The sequence below is a fragment of the Salisaeta longa DSM 21114 genome, from assembly GCF_000419585.1.
Classification (GTDB): domain Bacteria; phylum Bacteroidota; class Rhodothermia; order Rhodothermales; family Salinibacteraceae; genus Salisaeta; species Salisaeta longa.
Genome location: NZ_ATTH01000001.1, coordinates 1,858,637 through 1,874,589, shown reverse-complemented (window position 1 = coordinate 1,874,589; position 15,953 = coordinate 1,858,637). Strand labels below are relative to the sequence as shown.

Below are 15,953 nucleotides of genomic sequence, written 5' to 3'. Positions count from 1 at the left end.
AAAGAGGGAGTTATGAGAAATCGGTGGAGGTCATTCGTATGTGCGCAAAATGCGCCGGGCCACCACGTTCTTGTGCACCTCGCTTGGGCCGTCGTAGATGGAGGCGCCGCGTTCGTGGCGGTACCAAAAGCTCAGCAAGGTGTCGTCGGTGAGGCCGTAGGCACCGTGCGCCTGAATGGCTTCGTCGAGTACACGATGCAAAACATCGGCCACAAAAAACTTGATGGTGGAAATATCGGTGCGGGCCGCGCGGGCCCCGTCGCGCGCGATGGTTTGGGCGGCGTTGAGCACCAAGAGCCGCGCAGCATCGATGGAGGCGCGGCACTCGGCCACGGCATGCTGGAAGCTCTGCTGCTGACTGAGCGTTTCGCCGTCGCGCACCACCCGCGTGGCCGCTCGCTCGCACATCATCGCAAAAGCGCGTTCGCAGATGCCAATCCACCGCATGCAATGGTGGATGCGGCCGGGGCCCAGGCGCTCTTGTGCCAGCGCAAAGCCCCGGCCCGGCGGTCCTAGCACGTGAGCAGGCGGCACGACGACGTCGTGGAAGCGCAGCTCGGAGTGGCTCAGCCAGCCCGCCCCGCGCTCGCCCATAATTGGGAGGCGCTGCACGTGCTCGACGCCGTTGGCGTCCATGGGCACCAGCAGCATGCTGGCCCACGCGTAGGGGTCGTCGGCATCGGGGTGCGTGACGGCCATGACGATGGCAAAGGCGGCTCCGTGCGCGCCGGTCGTAAACCACTTGTGGCCCCGTAGGCGGTAGCCGTCATCGGTGGGCGTAGCGGTGGTGCTCAGGTGCTTGGGGTTCGAGCCCGCGTGTTCGGGCTCGGTCATGGCAAAGCAACTGCGGAGGCGGCCGCCCACCAGCGGATCGAGGAATCGCTCCCGTTGCGCGGGGGTAGCGTGCGCCGCGAGGAGCTCCATGTTGCCCGCATCGGGCGCTTGACAGTTGAAGGCCACATGGCCCAGCGGCGAACGGCCGAGCACTTCGCTGACACGCGCAAAGTCTTCCAGCGAAAGGCCCATACCGCCTTCGGCCTCCGGCAGTTGGGGGCACCACCAGCCGCGTGCTTTAACGGCGCGCTGCACCGCCGCCAGGTCATCTGCCACGGCCGGCCACCCGTCCGTGCGCAACGCATCTTCCAGCGGCTCGACGTGATCGTGCAGAAAGGTTTGGAGGGCATCTAGCGGAAGCGCTTCGACAGCAGGCATAAGCAGAGCGATTGGGCGTTAACAAAGCGTTACAACATAGCAACCGCGCGGCGATGATCGCAAGCGGGGCCCGGGCAACCAAGGCAACCGCATCAATCGTGCCGGTTCGCGCTGACGCCGCGCAAGAGAGGTTTGCGAAGTGATGACGACATGCCGAAGCAGGGGCCGCCTTTGAAGCACACAGGGCAGATGCACGATGACTCATGCAATGGCTCGTCAGTACGTTTCGCTGATTGCACTATGCGGTAGGTTTTTGCTCGTTTGTGAAGGTTACCCTTCCAGCATGACCTAAAGGCCCCATCACAGGCATGACCTTGCGACCTCGCCACAGGCATGATCTTCGGTTCCCATGCTCACTTCGTTCGCCCGCAATGACAAGAGGAGTGAGATGCGGAAACGATACGTGAATGGTTCAGATGGCTGTTCCGGCGGGTTTGACCAACTGCACGCCCAACGCACAAAAAAGCAGTACCCTCCTTGTCATCGCGAGGAACGACCGTAGGGAGTGACGTGGCGATCTCCATGTATGGGCAGGAGCGCCCCATTGCGGAGATTGCCACGCTCACTGCGTTCGCTCGCAATGACAAAAGGGGTAAAATGAAGAAACGGTACGTTGATGGTTCAGATGGCTCTTCCAATGGATTTGACCGACTGCACGCGCAACGCACAAAAAAAGCAATACACTCCTTGTCATCGCGAGGAGTGAGGGGTCTTGGTCATGCCACTGGTGCGCATGCGAGCGACGCGGGGGCCGAAGGTCATACCACTGGTGGGGCCGAAGGTCATATCTATGATGGGGCCGGAGGTCATGCCCGTGGTGCGATCTCCATGTATGGAAGGATACGCACCCTTCCAAGATATGCAGGGCCGTTGCATCAATCGTGCTTATTCGTGTTAACGCCGTTCAGGACTGATTTGCGAAAATGACGTCGACATGCCCTAGGAGCAGGGACTGCCGTTGAATCGCACAGGGCAGATTCGCGATTGCTCGTGTGATTGCCATGCACGGGTGGTGCGCGGATGGCTACGCGCTGCATCCGAGGCGCCGAAGCGCGCGGCCAAACACGTCGCCAAGCAGCGCAGGGTACGCGGTGCCCATCAGCTCGGCAATGATGGCAAACGTGCCGTCGGGGGCAAACGTGGGCAGCGGATTGATCTCCAGAAAGAACGGCTGTCCGTGTTCGTCCAGGCGGAAATCGGCGCGGGCAAAGTCGTGGCATTCGAGAGCCGCGAAGGCCTTGCGCGTGTGCTGGTGCAGCGTATCCTCCAGCGCGGGGGTGAGGGCATCGGCCACCGTGTAATCCCAATCCTTTTCGGGCGCGCCGCGGTGCTCCAGCGCATGCAATCCGATGTGTGTGGTGGGTTCAACGGCGCGTTGCAGCACCGGCAGCGCCTCGGGCGGATCGTGCCCCACCACGGCGACGGTAAACTCACCGCCCGGCACGAATGCTTCCACCAGCGCATCCTGGCGATAGGTGCGGGTTACGCGGGCCACGGCGGCGTGCAGGGCGTCGGGCGTGTGCACAACGCTGTCGGGCGTAATCCCCTTCGAGGAGCCCTCGTAGCGCGGCTTTACAAACAGGGGAAACGGCGGAAGGGGTGTCGCGTCGAGGGCCTCGGGCGCGCTGACGACCGCATGCGGCGGCGTAGGGACGCCAGCATCCGCTACAATGGTTTTGGTCCAGGCCTTGTCGAGCGTCAGGGAGAGGGTGAGCGCATCGGAGCCCACGCACGGGATGCCGGCCATCTCCAGGAGAATGGGGGCATACGCTTCGCGATTCCGACTGCCCGCGCTCTCTGTGATGTTGATGGCGGCATCCAGCGCAAGGCCGTCGCACAGCTTCTGCTGCAGCATGCGGGCCGTGCCCACGCGAACGGGCGTGTGTCCCAGGTGCTCAACAGCGGCCGCGAGTGCATCGACGGTCGCCTCCGGCTCAAACTCGGCATCGGCGTCCGGCGGGTCGTCCGCGGACCACGGGTACGCATCAAACGTGTCGTATATCAGTCCAATATCCATCGAGGCGCGTTGCACGAAGGCGTCTGGTTCATGAATGAGGCGAAAGCGGTATGGCAGATACGAGGCAAAAGGCGCTGATTGTGCGCACGGCAGCAGACGGGACCACGGCCGGTCTTGAATCCTTGAATGCGTCGTTGCGGCACGGGTGGCGGGTGGTCGATACCACGCCGATGGGCGGCGCGGGGCGCGAATCGGCTCCGCAGTGGGCGGCGCTCGTCATTCTGGAGCAGCGCGGCGAGGGGCGTCCGGAGCATCCCCCGGTGATGGCCGAAGAGCCGCTGCCTGAGGAAGCCGAAGAGGTCGTTGAGGAGGTCGTGGAAGGCCCAGAAGGCGATGGCGCGCCGTTATAGTTGATCAGCTATCAGCCACCGGCGGCCACTCAGCAACGACCCGGGCACCCCACGGGCAAAAGCGGCCGACGGTATCGATCCAGTAGGCACGGTTGGCCTCCACCATACGCGGGCGTCCATCACAAACCTCTGTAGAGACTTCGGTTAGCGACCACGCATCCGGGACGAAGTGCCAGCTCCACTGCAGGTTGCCCTTGGTGCCGCGGGTAATGCGGCCGTTGATAAACAACCGCCGGTCGGCGCGGGGGCGCTGCAGTGATGCGCGGGCCGCGCGAATGAGGGCCGGATCGGTGGTGTAGGCCGCCATGCGCTCGCCTCCGGTGGTCGCAAAGACAAATCCGTGGGCGCCGTCCGGTGCGCTGGGCGGCCGACCGCCCAAGCTGTTTGTGTCGCATGCCGCTGTACCGAAAAGCGTAAGCAGGACAAGCAAGAGGGCGGGTAACGATCGCGTGCGCCGTGGGGCGTACGTTGGGCCCGGCGGCTTGCGCCCGGTGATAAAATCATGCATAAGACCACTCGCGTAGATCACATGGGTGACGGGGCGCGTTTAATGCGCTCCGGTTGCTGCACAGATGCATGCACAGATGCACACGGGCATTGCGAGCACGTTCCGCGCCCGTAACCGCCCTGCAGCGCTGCTGTGCGAAGCCCAGCGCCCCAACCGTTGCTCTTACCTTCGAATCGACCATCCGTAATGAAGCTTCCTGAACGCCTATCCTCTCGGCAGCGCGCGCACCTCCGATCGTTGGCGCATGGCGCGGATCCGCACGTGCGCATCGGCAAAGAGGGGCTGACCGACGCCGTGATTGCGGCCATCAACGAGGCCTTCAACACGCGCGAATTGCTCAAGATACGCATTCACGACACCGCCGACCGGCAGCCGCAAGACGTGGCCCACGAGATTGCCGACCGCTTGGACGATTGCTACGTGGTGCACACCATGGGATGGACGGCCACGCTGTACCGGCCCGATCCTGAAGACCCCGAGATTCAGTTGCCCGCTCGTGGCACCGATGGCGCGTGAGCGTCAGGCGTCGGTGGGATGTGCGCGGGCCACGGTGTAGCTGGTGGCCTGCGGCGGGGCGGCAAACAGCGGCTTTACTTGGGCCCAGGTGGAGCGAAACAGGTCGCTGTGGCGATACGCATCGAGCGCCACGCGGCTCGCCCACCGGCTGTGGGTCGTGCAGATGTTCGGATACCGCGTCGCCCGCCACAGGTCGAGGTGCTGGCAGCCGTCCGTGGCGCGAATCTTGGGCGCCGCCGCATCGAAGTGCGACAGGAACGCGTCCACAGCATCGGGGCGGAACGTCAGGCGAACGATGCGGACAATCATGGGGGCGGGCATTAAGGAGAGGAGCGGCAACACCGCTCACACGCCGGGCGCGGGCTACCGATCCGCAGCAGGCGGCATGGCGGCGTCCTGATGCTCCAGCAGATAGAACGCAACCACCACCAGCGCGTGGCTGATGGCACCGCTTTGGATGCGCCGCGGAATGTCGCAGAGCGGCACGCGCACCACGTCGATCTCCTCGGCCCCGTCGAGGGCCTGCGCCTGCACCGGGTGGGCGCCGCGGGCGACCACGCTGTAGCAGCGATTGGACTGCAGCGCAGGGTTGGGAGCAATCGCGCCCAGGTTTTCAAACGACGCCGCATCGTAGCCCGTCTCCTCACGCAGCTCGCGCTGGGCCGCAGCCACCGGGCTGGCGTCCGACGCGTCGATCATGCCGCCGGGCACTTCCAGGGTTACCGCGCCGGTGCCCGCCCGAAACTGCCGAACGCACACGACCTCGTCGTTGGGCGTAAGCGGAATGACGTTCACCCAATCGGGGGCGTCGAGCACGTAAAAATCGTGCGTGGCGCCGCTGGCGGGCGACTGCATCCACTGCCGGTACACGTCGAAGATGCGGAAGGCGCCCTCGCGAACGCGCCGCACGAGCGTCCACGGTTTCATGCGGTGTCGCCTTCGGGGCGCAGGAGCGGAAAGAGAATGACGTCGCGGATGGAATCTTGCCCCGTCATGAGCATCGTGAGGCGATCCACGCCGATGCCCAGGCCGGCGGCGGGCGGCATGCCGTACTCCAGGGCGCGCAGGTAATCCTCGTCGATGGGCGATGCCTCGTCGTCGCCCGCGGCGCGCTGGGCGGCCTGCGCCTCGAAGCGCGCGCGCTGATCGTCGGGGTCGTTCAGTTCGCTGAAGGCGTTGGCAATTTCGCGGCCGGCGATGATGAGTTCAAACCGTTCCACCAAGCCGTCTTTGCTGCGGTGCTTCTTCGCCAGCGGACTCAGCTCCACGGGGTAGTCGGTCACAAACGTGGGATCGACGAGCGACGGCTCCACGGTTTCGCTAAAGATTTCGTCGAGGAGCTTCGCGAGGGACATCTCAGCCGTGACGTCGAGCGACAGCTCGTGCTTGGCAACGTCGTACACGCGGTCGCGGGCCGCGCCGTACAGGTCGTGGCCGGTGGCCTCGTGAATCGCATCGAAGAACGGCACGCGGCGCCAGGGGCCGGAGAGGTCGATGGATTCGCCCTCAAAGGCGATCGTCGGTTCGTCGTGGAGCGTCGTGGCGACGGTGCGAATCATCCGCTCGGTGAAATCCATCATCCAGCGGTAGTCCTTGTACGCCGCGTAGCACTCCATCATCGTAAACTCCGGATTGTGAAAGCGGCTGAGGCCCTCGTTCCGGAAGTCTTTGCTGATCTCGTACACGCCGTGGAAGCCGCCCACCAGCAAGCGCTTCAGGTACAGCTCATCCGCAATGCGGAGGTACAGCTCCATGTCCAGCGCGTTGTGATGCGTGGTGAACGGGCGGGCCGTGGCGCCGCCGTAAAGGGGCTGCAGGACCGGCGTCTCGACCTCCAAAAAGCCATCATCGTCCAGTACGCGGCGCATGGTGCGGATAATTTCCGCCCGTTGCCGAAAGACCGTGCGCACCTCGGGGTTTACCGTGAGGTCCACGTAGCGCTGCCGGTAGCGGAAGTCCTTGTCGGTAACTTCGTTGTACGTCTCGCCATCTTTCTCCTTGACAACCGGCAAGGGGCGCAGCGCCTTGGAGAGCAGCTGGAAGTCGCCGCTGGCGCGCAGGGTAACCTCGCCCATGCGGGTGCGAAACAGGTGCCCCTGTACGCCTACGATGTCGCCGATGTCCAGCAGTTCGGTGAAGACCTCATCGTAGAAGTCCTCCGGCAGGTCGTTTTTGCGGATGTACACCTGGAGGGTGCCGCTTTCGTCCTGCAGATCGAAGAAAGCCGAGCCGCCCATAACGCGAATGCCGGTGATGCGCCCGGCAATGGATGCCGTGAGCGGCGTGCCCTCGTCCGGGTCGTGGGTGTCGTCATCAAACGTCGCAAGCAGATCTGCCGCCCGGTGGTCTACCGGCCAGGTGTACGGGTACGGGTTGATGCCACGCGCTTCCAGCGCCTGACGTTCGTCGCGGCGGCGTTCTTCTTGTTCGGTGCGCTCTACAGCCGACATGGGGGCGGAGAATTACCAGGGGAAACAGACGTACGAGGCTACCTACAATGTAAAACGCACAACGGCAAGGTGATGGCGTTGTGCGTTGAACCTTTTCCGAAATTGGGCGGGGCTTACCCGATCCACTGCTCGGCTTCGATCAGCAGCGCATCATGATGCATGCGCATGAGATCGGCCACCGCCTGACTGAGGGCGCGCGCGTCGCTGTCGGGCGGCTGCGCCGAGGCAAGCACGGTCATCCGCTGCACGCCCTCCTCTAAGGTGTCGAGGGCTTCAGACAGCGCAAACCACCACGGCTGATCGGCCGCCGTTTCGACCACCTGTTGCGGGCACAGGGAGATGGCACGCCCGCCCTGATCGCGCAGGGCATTGCGCAGCGTTTCGATCGCCGCCACGGTGGTATCGGTCATGCGCTGCAGCTTTTGGCGCTGGCCCAGCGAGAGCGCCGCCTGCACGGCCGCTCGTTGCTGGCACACAACCGTTTCGAGCAGCTGCACGGCGGCCACAACAACCGACTGGAACGCGGAGCCGCTGTCGGCCACGCGGTCCACCAAACGTTCAATCACTTTCATGTCAGCGGACAGGTCATCGGCCGTCACAGCGTGGCCGGACGACAGCGGTTGGGTGGCAGCAAGACGCTCTTTGGGGGAGAGGCCCGGTGCTGCGGACGCGCGACGGGGGATGTACGCGCTACGAGCATCGTTGCTCATACAGTATGCAGCTATTAGGAAAAAATCGCGGGGCATGGATGCCAAACGGCCCTTACGAGCCGTAACGTACGGCGCATGCTCGCTCAAGGGGCCGTCGTACGAAGGCAAAAAGCCGAAGATCCATTAGGGATCGTGCGTATGCAGCGCTCAAGTACGCGAACGGCTTTTTCATTGTCAAGGCTGTTCGTCACGATCTGGTGACATTCGTGGAGGTATGTTGTCATCTAAGAGCGTTTGGAGGGCCGGCTGTTGCGAGGCATGGGGCGTGAGGCGCAGCATCTCGCGCGCTAGCTGCGTGTAGAGGCGGCGTGCATCCTCGGGAAGGGCGTTCAGGTGAGCGGCAACGGTGCGCACATCGCCGCGGGCGACGGGGCCGGTGAGGGCACGGGCCGGCCCCTGGGCGTGCACGTTTGCCGCTGTGGCTTCAAGCAGCGGCCCCAGCATGGCGCGCGCATCCTCGGGCCCGACGCCCGCGTGCTCTAAGACGCGCTGCGCAACAGATGCGAGGGCGACGAGTCCGTTGGCCGCCAGCGCGGCAGCGGCGTGGTAGGCGGCCTTTTCGCTTGATGCAATGGCCACCGGGCGGAGGCCAAGCCAGCGCGCAAGGGCATGCCCCTTGGCGGCCGCAGGCCCCTCCACAGCTGCAACCGCGCCCTCAAACACCGTGGGCGGCGCGCCGGCAGGAATGGTCTGCAGGGGGTGCACGCTCACCGTTGCCGCGCCCCGCGCGGCTAGGGGCGCGAGGCGCGCGGCCGGATGAAGGCCCGAAAGGTGGAACGCAAGCGTTTCGTGCCATGGGTGATCTACCGCGGCCAGATCCTCGGCAACCGATGCGATGGCATCGTCGGGCACCGCGAGGGCCACGATGCGCGTAGCGCCCGGTAGGGCGTTTAGGGTGGTGCCGGTGTGGGCGGGCGGAGGGGACAGCCGTTGCGCAGCTGCCTCCACAGAGGCCCGCCGCCGGCTGATCAATCCAGCGATCGATCCCCCCTGGCGGGTCCACTGCTGCGCGAGCGCCGTGCCCACCGCGCCAGCACCGACGATTGTAAGGGGAAGAGGCTGCGGATTAAACGGCATAATCAGGAGCGCATGTGGTCATGAAAGAGCGATGTGCGCGTCAAAATGTTAAGATGTCGTGCATGCAAGCGCTTTCCCATGGGTGTGCGGTTGACACCCACACTGCGCCGCGTCATGTTCAGGATAGTCGTGGAGAAGTCCCTAGGCTGTGTTTGAAAAATCAACGTGAGCGCGAGCCCGTGGTGGAAGCCGTAGCTGCACGGCGTTCGAAGCAGGGGTAGCGGGCCTACAGCGATGCAGCACAACGTAGCAGCAGCGCCTGCCCAACCGGGCGCAGTCCGCGAGGGGTTTTCAAGCACAGCCTAACGTCAAGACGTACGTATCATACCATAAGGCACGAGCATCTATGATTAAGAAACGAGTGAGTCCCACCGGACGCGTCGTCCGCGTGTTTTTTGAACTGCCCGGCGACGCGGTAGAAGAAGAAGCAGCCGTGGTTGGGTCGTTCAACGACTGGTCCGAAGAGGGCGAGCCCATGACATACGTCAAGTCGCGCGACGTGTGGAAGGCGGGCGTGTCGTTTACGCCGGGGACGACCATCGAATTCCGGTACCGCGTCGATGGCAGCACATGGCAGAATGAAGCAGACGCCGATCGGTACGTTCCGAATCCATACTTTGGAAAGAACAGCGTGGTCGACCTGTAGCCAGGCGTTGCCTCCACAGACCATGCTGTAGGGACCCCAAAGATGGCGTCGGATCGAGGGCCACAGAGTTTTTCGCTCTGTGGTCATTTTTTATGAGACAGGTGCTCAGTTGCAAAAAATTTTTAAGTATATGTAGCTTTCATGAGGAATGCAGAGATCGGGCTCTATCAGCGGCTACCATCGAAAAAGAAGGCCCGCAACGCCTGTTAATTAATAATGAAGGGGCATTTCCCTGCACTGGGGCAGTGTCAAGCTCCTTCGTTTCTTTGCAATTATGCGACCGATCCCTTTAGGTAGTAAATGATTTGGTAACGTTACTTGGCCCGGTCATGCCTGCTCAGGTACAGGTTGTAGTACAATCAAGAGGCTGTCGTCGGGCACGTGGAGCGGTTTCCCACAGCTTCATTTGGCGTTGCCTGCTGGGCGCGGCCCAGTTATTCGCATTGTTATGTATCCAATCGTGATAGCATCATGCGCAGACTGTTACGTTGTACACTTGCCGTCCTGGCGCTGCTGCTTTTGGGGACGGCCCCAAAAGCGTACGCACAGGACGCCGTTGTTTTAGGAACGGTCGTCGATAGCACGACCTCTCAGCCGTTGCCGGGCGTGAACGTTGTTGTGGAAGGCCTTCAATTGGGCGCAGCAACAGACACGCAGGGCCAATTTCGTATTGAGGGTGTACCAACCGGTGAGCAAACACTGGTTGCTTCGTTCGTCGGCTACGACACGAAGCGCATTCCGCTTGACGTAGACGCGGGCACAAATGAAATTCGTATCCAACTATCGCCTGCGGCAGTTGGGCTAGAGAACGTGATTGTCACCGCGCTCGGCGTGCAGCGCCAAGAGCGTGCGATTGGTTACGCCGTTCAGGAAGTTGAGGCGGCTGAGATTGATCAAGCGGGTGAGACAAACTTCATCAGCTCGTTGGCCGGTCAGGTGTCGGGTGCTCAAGTGAGCACCTCCAGCCAAATGGGTGGATCCTCCCGCATCATCCTGCGTGGAGCCAGCTCCATTTCCGGTAACAATGAGCCGCTGATTGTTGTCGATGGTATTCCGCTTGATAACTCCGGGTTCAATAGCATTTCCCAGGAGACGGGATCTGGAGGGTACGACTACGGAAACGCTGCTGCCCTCATCAACTCGACAAACGTGAAGTCAGTCACTGTTCTGAAGGGTCCAAGTGCTGCTGCGTTGTACGGGTCGCGCGCCGCGAACGGTGTGATTGAGATCGTAACGAAGGATGGCTCCGGGCGTGAAGGCATCGGGGTGAACATCCAGCAGACGCTGACCATGAACCAGATGTACAACTTCCCTGACTATCAAAACAAGTACGGAGGCGGCGCTTGGGCACCGTTCTCGATGAATGGCCAGGGCCAGTTGGTTGCAGACTTTGCGACAGATCAGTCGTGGGGGCCGCGCCTTGACGGGCGTCAGGTGCGTCAGTGGTACAGCTACGACAATGTGAACGGTCTGGAAGGACAGACGACGCCATGGGTCGCCCATCCCAACAACGTGGAAAACTTCTTCCGCACGGGCATCTTGTCCAAAACCAACGTTGCATTCTCTCAGGGGGCGGAAAACTTCAATTATCGCCTCTCGGTCATGAACATGACCCAGCGGGGCAACTCGCCTGAAAGCGAAATGGAGCGCCAGACGATCAACTTCAATGGATCGCTAGATCTCACCGATCGGCTGAGCTCGTCGGTCTCGGCGAATTACATCAACTCTGAAGCTTACGGACGTCCGGGCAGTGGATACAGCAACGCGGTTGGTCCGTGGTTGCAGTTTAACCACTTCGGCCAGCGCCAAATTGAGCTGGATGAAGACGCGCCGATGCGTGACATCACGCGCCCAGACGGCACGCAACGCGGCTGGAACTGGGTTGGCGATCCGAGAGCCGGAAACCTGATCTATGCGAACAACCCATTCTGGATTCGTGAGAAAAACTACCAGAATGACGATACGCAGCGCATTTATGGTCGGGTGCGGCTTGCCTATGACCTGATGGACAACCTCACAGTTTCTGCCAATGCGCGAACCGATTACTACACGCTGCGTCAGCAAGAGCGTGTCGCGATTGGTTCGGTTGAGTTGTCGAGCTACTCGGAGTCGGTCTACGAAGTGCAAGAGACCAACATCGGTGGTAAGGTCGATTATAACGGCAACATCACGGACGACATTAGCCTGCAGGCGTTGGGTGGCGTAAATTACCGCTACAACGACCGCAGCGAGAACCTTGGAGCTACTGAAGGTGGGCTGGTCTCTCGTGAAGTGTACACGCTGGAAAACTCGACGTCGCGCCCCTCAATTGCTGACTACTTCCAGGAGCAGGCGCTCTTTGGTGTGTACGGAGATGTAACCCTTGGGTACCAGGACATGCTGTACCTCGGAGGTACGCTTCGTAATGATTGGTCCTCAACGCTGCCGGCCGACAATAATTCTTACCTGTATCCGTCGGTGAACGGTAGCTTTGTGTTTACCGCCCTCCCGACGTTTGAAGATAGCGACATCCTAAGCTTTGGTAAGATCCGCGCAACGTGGGCACGCGTTGGGCGCGACACCAATCCGTACGAGCTGTCGTTTGTCTATCCGTTGCAGCCCCTTCCCTTTGGAAGCACACAGCTGCAAACGCTGCCAAACTCGCTGCCAAACACCAACCTGAAACCGGAAATCAAGACGGGATGGGAGGTCGGAACGCAGCTTGAGTTCTTGAGCAACAAGATTGCGCTCGACGTGACGTACTACAGCGAGGAGACCAGAAACCAAATTCTCGGTGTTGAGGGCTCGCGGGCGAGCGGCTACAGCTCACGTGTTGTAAACGCCGGAACGATTGCAAACCGCGGCTTCGAAGTCGCGCTGAACGCGACACCGGTAAGCACAGGGTCCTTCCAGTGGGATGTTGGCATTAACTGGGCGAAAAACACAAGTGAAGTGGTTTCGCTGGCGGAAGGTGTTGAGAGCCTCCCGGTCAACTCCACTGCTTCCGCACCGCCCTTTGGTCCGCAGATCGTAGCGCGCGAAGGTGAGCCGTACGGTTCGTTCTTTGGGCGTGGGTTCCAGTACGATGAGAACGGTAACAAGGTGATCAGCGGCGGTGCGTACAGCCTGAGTGCGCCGCGCATCTTGGGGTCTTATCTTCCCGACTGGACGGCTGGATTCTCAACGACCGTGTCGTACAAAGGCTTTTCCGCTAACATTCTGCTCGATGGGCAGAAAGGTGGAAAAATCTGGTCGCTGTCAAACCTCTTTGGGTTCTACAGCGGCATTGTGCAAGAAACGGTCGCCAACAATGTGCGCCAGCTAGGTGTCATTCCGCAGGGCGTAACGTCCTCCGGCGATCCCTGGACGGGCCGCGTCGATCCGAATGCATTCTTCGTCAGCTTCTTTGGCAACCAAGAAGCATTCATTTACGACGCCAGCTACATCAAGCTGCGTTCTGTTTCTATCAGCTACACCATGCCGTCACGGTGGTTTGAAAACACCCCCGTTCGTCGCTTGTCCGTGTCAGCTGTAGGACGCAATGTGGCAACGCTGCTGAAGTACACGCCCAACTTTGACCCAACGGCGGTTGTGCGTGGCAGCGGTAACCTTCAAGGCATTGAAGCCGGACAGATGCCGCCAAACCGTTCGATTGGTTTGCGCTTCAATCTGGGCTTCTAGCATACCAAAGACTGCGCTGCTTCTGCACAACTTTTCTAACGACGCTTAGGAGTTACGATGAAACGTTTTTTCCAACGTCTTACAATCGCGGGAATGGCCGCACTCGTGCTGGTACTCAGCGGGTGCGACCTGACCGAGATGAACACAAACCCTAATCAGCCGACGGAGGCCGCGCCGCCCCGTTTGCTCGCCAATGCGCAGGCCACCATTGCCAATACCTATTGGCGGGATTATCCAGCTGGTTTCTGGATGCGCTATGCACAGTACCTCACCACCAACCAGTACACGGACGGTGACCGGTATACATATCCGGCTCGTCGTTCAGGGTCTAACAACGGAAACTGGGAGGCTTATTACCTCTCGCTGAATGACCTGCAAGAAGTCATTCGGATTAACAACGAACGCCCCGAGGCTGCAAGTGCTTATGGCTCCAACAACAATCAAAAAGCCATGGCCATGATTCTGCAGGCCTGGACGTACCAGGTCATGACAGACATGTGGGGGCCAATTCCCTTCACCCAGGCCCTGCAAGGGCGCACGGAGGGCAACTTCACGCCGGCATACACAAGCCAACCCGAAGTGTATACGGAGCTGCTCGCAATGCTTACGGAGGCGAGCAACATGATCGATGCCAGCGGTACCGCCCTTGCGGGAGGTGACCTTATGTTTGGTGGCGACATGAGCAAATGGAAGTGGTTTGCAAACGCGCTGAAGATGCGTGTTGCGATGCGGATGTCCGATGTAATGCCGGGCGCTGCTGAAACGGCAATCAACGAAGCCATTCAAGCAGGCGCCATCAGCCTTGGACCGGTGCAAGCGGTACAGCCATTTAGTACTGCACCGCCATACCGCAATCCGTTCTTCGAGAACTATGAGGTTGACGGTCGTGATGACTGGGCAGCCCCCGAAGGCCTGGTGGGTGTTATGAATAGCACCGATGACCCGCGCCGTGCAGCGTTCTTCACGGATGCTGACCCTTCGACGCCTGCTCCTGACTACAATGGATTCCCGTACGGGCTGCCTGGCGGAGAGGCTTCAGCGCTCTTTACGTCCGCTAGCTTCTCGCGTCCAGGACTGCGCGTTCGTCAGGCTGACGCGCCCGCGATCTTCATGCTCTACGATGAGGTACTCTTTATCGCGGCCGAGGCTAAGCTGCGCGGATGGGGTGGGGCCGGATTGGCTTCGCTTCCCTCGGCTCAGGAGCTCTACCGCGATGCTATTGCGTCTTCGCTTCGGTACTGGGGCGTCACTGATCAGGCAACGATCAGCAACTTCATCAGCGGGTTGACGATGCCTACGCCCAGTAATTACGAGCAAGTGCTGGGTACGCAGAAGTGGGTTGCTCAGTACATGCAGGGCGTTCAAGGATGGTCAACGTGGCGCCGACTCGATTTCTCGGGCGTGCTCCAAGTTCCGAAAGGTAACCCGGGACAATCCCTCTTCGAATGCGACATCGCTATCCGTATGTCGTACCCCACAGACGAGGCTAGCCTGAACCAAACAAACCTGCAAGACGCCATTAGCAACCTGCTGGGTGGTGATGGTGCAAGTGAAGACAATCAGGGCGTTCGGCTCTGGTGGGACACGAATGCGCCGGTGTGCAACTAAGGTACATCCGTGGCACTTCGCCTAAACCACTGCCTATTCAACGAGCATTGCAACGACTCATGAACTTTCAACGCTACACGTGGCACACTCTGCTAGCGCTCTTGATGGCGGTTTCGCTATCGGCGTGCGATCAGAGTTCGCAAAACTTCGAATACGAGCCGGGCAACTCCCTCTCCATCGCGGGGCCCGCGCAAGTAGTGGTCCCAGATACTACGGATTACTACGTTCGTGCATTCACGATCAACAAAAGCTACGAGTGGACCGTCGGTCCTGCACCTACGTCCATCGTTCAAGTACGGCGCCAAGGTGAGTTTGTCGATGTTGGCTTCACTGAAAAGGGGACCTACACGCTTGAGGTAAGCGATGGCGAATACACGGGTACCGTCGATATAGCGGCGATCCTCACCGATCCGGCCGCTCAGGCCTCGCGCCAAGGGTTCAGCATTCTCGTGAATGCTGTGACATCAGCAGGATTGGCTACTGCGCTGAGTGGCGGAGAGAGCGGGCTTGCGGAAGCAACGGTATTTGCTCCGCGCGATGCTGCGTTCTTGGCAGCCCTTGACGCAAACGATGATGATGCGCTCTCAAGCGATGAGCTGCCTTCTGCGGGCATTCTAGCTGACATTCTCAGCTACCATGTGGTGCCCGATAGCGTTGCGTCTTCCGCAATCACTGACGGCGCCACGGCGCCCACAGTGTTTGGCACCGAGTTAGGCTTTACCGTCGGAAGCGGCGGCGCCATCTCCGTGGAAGGGGCCTCTGTCGTACGCCCCGATATTCCCGTTCTTGGCGGCTACCTGCATGCGATTGATGAAGTCCTGCTTCCGGAAACGGCCGCTGTTGACTTCCGGGACCAGACGTCGACAGCGGGTGACAGCGTGACGGTTGCCGGTGTGTATCTGCCTGAGGGTGGATTCGTCGTCATGCACGATAGCACAGCCCTGGCCGATCAGGGGGCCATCCCAAGCGTTGTTGGTGCCTCTGACTACCTTGAGCCGGGCTTCCATAAGAGTATCGCCATTGCGCTGGACCAGGACGTGTCTGATGGCACCGTTCTCGGTGCCATGCCGCACCGCGATACCAACGGAACCGAGACGTATGACTTTGTCACGTCGGCTGGAATGGCTGACGGTCCGTACGTCAAAAATGGCGCTGCCGTGCTGGAGTACGGAACCATTGCGGTGCCGTGATTGCTGTAC

General features: G+C 60.9%; 14 protein-coding genes. 6 read left to right on the top strand and 8 right to left on the bottom strand.

All coding sequences use genetic code 11. The features are described from left to right. Positions 1–30: 30 nt before the first annotated feature. On the bottom strand, positions 31–1,212 hold the full coding sequence (locus tag SALLO_RS0107720) for an acyl-CoA dehydrogenase family protein (RefSeq protein ID WP_022835738.1): 1,182 nt from the start codon (positions 1,210–1,212) through the stop codon (positions 31–33). Positions 1,213–2,236: 1,024 nt separating this feature from the next. After that, on the bottom strand, positions 2,237–3,229 hold the full coding sequence (locus tag SALLO_RS0107715; RefSeq protein ID WP_022835737.1) for a D-alanine--D-alanine ligase family protein: 993 nt from the start codon (positions 3,227–3,229) through the stop codon (positions 2,237–2,239). Between the two features lie 50 nt (positions 3,230–3,279). On the opposite strand from SALLO_RS0107715, the gene SALLO_RS16015 reads away from it, so the two are divergent. Next, positions 3,280–3,579, top strand: coding sequence for a hypothetical protein (locus SALLO_RS16015; protein ID WP_022835736.1), 300 nt, complete (start codon positions 3,280–3,282; stop codon positions 3,577–3,579). A gap of 4 nt (positions 3,580–3,583) precedes the next feature. On the opposite strand, the gene SALLO_RS17780 is transcribed toward SALLO_RS16015, so the two are convergent. Continuing rightward, a complete protein-coding gene (locus SALLO_RS17780) occupies positions 3,584–4,087 on the bottom strand; it encodes a BP74-related protein (protein WP_022835735.1) in 504 nt (167 codons plus the stop codon). A 186-nt stretch (positions 4,088–4,273) separates the two neighbouring features. Between SALLO_RS17780 and SALLO_RS0107700 the strand changes: the two genes are divergently transcribed. After that, complete coding sequence (locus tag SALLO_RS0107700) at positions 4,274–4,603, top strand: YhbY family RNA-binding protein (protein WP_022835734.1); 330 nt, start codon at positions 4,274–4,276, stop codon at positions 4,601–4,603. A gap of 3 nt (positions 4,604–4,606) precedes the next feature. Here SALLO_RS0107700 and SALLO_RS0107695 read toward each other — a convergent pair whose 3' ends face one another. The 5 genes from SALLO_RS0107695 to SALLO_RS16000 form a co-directional block, all read right to left on the bottom strand. Next, positions 4,607–4,912 carry a putative quinol monooxygenase gene (locus SALLO_RS0107695; RefSeq protein ID WP_028567028.1) on the bottom strand — a complete coding sequence of 102 codons (306 nt, stop codon included), beginning with the start codon at positions 4,910–4,912 and terminating at the stop codon, positions 4,607–4,609. A 54-nt stretch (positions 4,913–4,966) separates the two neighbouring features. Next, positions 4,967–5,530: an NUDIX hydrolase gene (locus tag SALLO_RS0107690; protein ID WP_022835733.1), complete on the bottom strand. Its 564-nt coding sequence runs from the start codon at positions 5,528–5,530 to the stop codon at positions 4,967–4,969. Continuing rightward, positions 5,527–7,053 carry a lysine--tRNA ligase gene (gene lysS / locus SALLO_RS0107685; protein WP_022835732.1) on the bottom strand — a complete coding sequence of 509 codons (1,527 nt, stop codon included), beginning with the start codon at positions 7,051–7,053 and terminating at the stop codon, positions 5,527–5,529. The genes SALLO_RS0107690 and lysS overlap by 4 nt, the downstream gene beginning before the upstream one ends. 113 nt (positions 7,054–7,166) lie before the next feature. Next, positions 7,167–7,763, bottom strand: a complete 597-nt coding sequence (locus SALLO_RS16005; RefSeq protein WP_157621335.1) for a hypothetical protein — start codon at positions 7,761–7,763, stop codon at positions 7,167–7,169. Positions 7,764–7,937: 174 nt separating this feature from the next. Then, positions 7,938–8,840, bottom strand: a complete 903-nt coding sequence (locus tag SALLO_RS16000; RefSeq protein WP_022835730.1) for a Rossmann-like and DUF2520 domain-containing protein — start codon at positions 8,838–8,840, stop codon at positions 7,938–7,940. 346 nt (positions 8,841–9,186) lie between these two features. Between SALLO_RS16000 and SALLO_RS0107670 the strand changes: the two genes are divergently transcribed. From SALLO_RS0107670 to SALLO_RS17775, 4 genes are all read left to right on the top strand, one after another. Then, positions 9,187–9,486 carry an isoamylase early set domain-containing protein gene (locus SALLO_RS0107670; protein ID WP_022835729.1) on the top strand — a complete coding sequence of 100 codons (300 nt, stop codon included), beginning with the start codon at positions 9,187–9,189 and terminating at the stop codon, positions 9,484–9,486. A gap of 471 nt (positions 9,487–9,957) precedes the next feature. Then, positions 9,958–13,146 (top strand): SusC/RagA family TonB-linked outer membrane protein, encoded by a 3,189-nt coding sequence (locus SALLO_RS0107665; RefSeq protein WP_022835728.1) that lies wholly within the window; start codon positions 9,958–9,960, stop codon positions 13,144–13,146. A 57-nt stretch (positions 13,147–13,203) separates the two neighbouring features. Further along, entirely contained in the window at positions 13,204–14,754 is a 1,551-nt protein-coding gene (locus SALLO_RS0107660) for a SusD/RagB family nutrient-binding outer membrane lipoprotein (protein ID WP_084696213.1), read from the top strand. Between the two features lie 59 nt (positions 14,755–14,813). Further along, positions 14,814–15,944, top strand: a complete 1,131-nt coding sequence (locus tag SALLO_RS17775) for a fasciclin domain-containing protein (RefSeq protein WP_022835726.1) — start codon at positions 14,814–14,816, stop codon at positions 15,942–15,944. Positions 15,945–15,953 lie beyond the last annotated feature (9 nt).

What these genes read in the sequence shown, in the direction of transcription:
- SALLO_RS17775 (WP_022835726.1), top strand. Translation starts at nt 14,814, where the DNA reads ATGAACTTTCAACGCTACACGTGGCACACTCTGCTAGCGCTCTTGATG.
- SALLO_RS17780 (WP_022835735.1), bottom strand. Translation starts at nt 4,087, where the DNA reads ATGCATGATTTTATCACCGGGCGCAAGCCGCCGGGCCCAACGTACGCC.
- SALLO_RS16005 (WP_157621335.1), bottom strand. Translation starts at nt 7,763, where the DNA reads ATGAGCAACGATGCTCGTAGCGCGTACATCCCCCGTCGCGCGTCCGCA.
- SALLO_RS0107665 (WP_022835728.1), top strand. Translation starts at nt 9,958, where the DNA reads ATGCGCAGACTGTTACGTTGTACACTTGCCGTCCTGGCGCTGCTGCTT.
- SALLO_RS0107715 (WP_022835737.1), bottom strand. Translation starts at nt 3,229, where the DNA reads ATGGATATTGGACTGATATACGACACGTTTGATGCGTACCCGTGGTCC.
- SALLO_RS0107700 (WP_022835734.1), top strand. Translation starts at nt 4,274, where the DNA reads ATGAAGCTTCCTGAACGCCTATCCTCTCGGCAGCGCGCGCACCTCCGA.
- lysS (WP_022835732.1), bottom strand. Translation starts at nt 7,053, where the DNA reads ATGTCGGCTGTAGAGCGCACCGAACAAGAAGAACGCCGCCGCGACGAA.
- SALLO_RS0107670 (WP_022835729.1), top strand. Translation starts at nt 9,187, where the DNA reads ATGATTAAGAAACGAGTGAGTCCCACCGGACGCGTCGTCCGCGTGTTT.
- SALLO_RS0107690 (WP_022835733.1), bottom strand. Translation starts at nt 5,530, where the DNA reads ATGAAACCGTGGACGCTCGTGCGGCGCGTTCGCGAGGGCGCCTTCCGC.
- SALLO_RS0107695 (WP_028567028.1), bottom strand. Translation starts at nt 4,912, where the DNA reads ATGATTGTCCGCATCGTTCGCCTGACGTTCCGCCCCGATGCTGTGGAC.
- SALLO_RS16015 (WP_022835736.1), top strand. Translation starts at nt 3,280, where the DNA reads ATGGCAGATACGAGGCAAAAGGCGCTGATTGTGCGCACGGCAGCAGAC.
- SALLO_RS0107720 (WP_022835738.1), bottom strand. Translation starts at nt 1,212, where the DNA reads ATGCCTGCTGTCGAAGCGCTTCCGCTAGATGCCCTCCAAACCTTTCTG.
- SALLO_RS16000 (WP_022835730.1), bottom strand. Translation starts at nt 8,840, where the DNA reads ATGCCGTTTAATCCGCAGCCTCTTCCCCTTACAATCGTCGGTGCTGGC.
- SALLO_RS0107660 (WP_084696213.1), top strand. Translation starts at nt 13,204, where the DNA reads ATGAAACGTTTTTTCCAACGTCTTACAATCGCGGGAATGGCCGCACTC.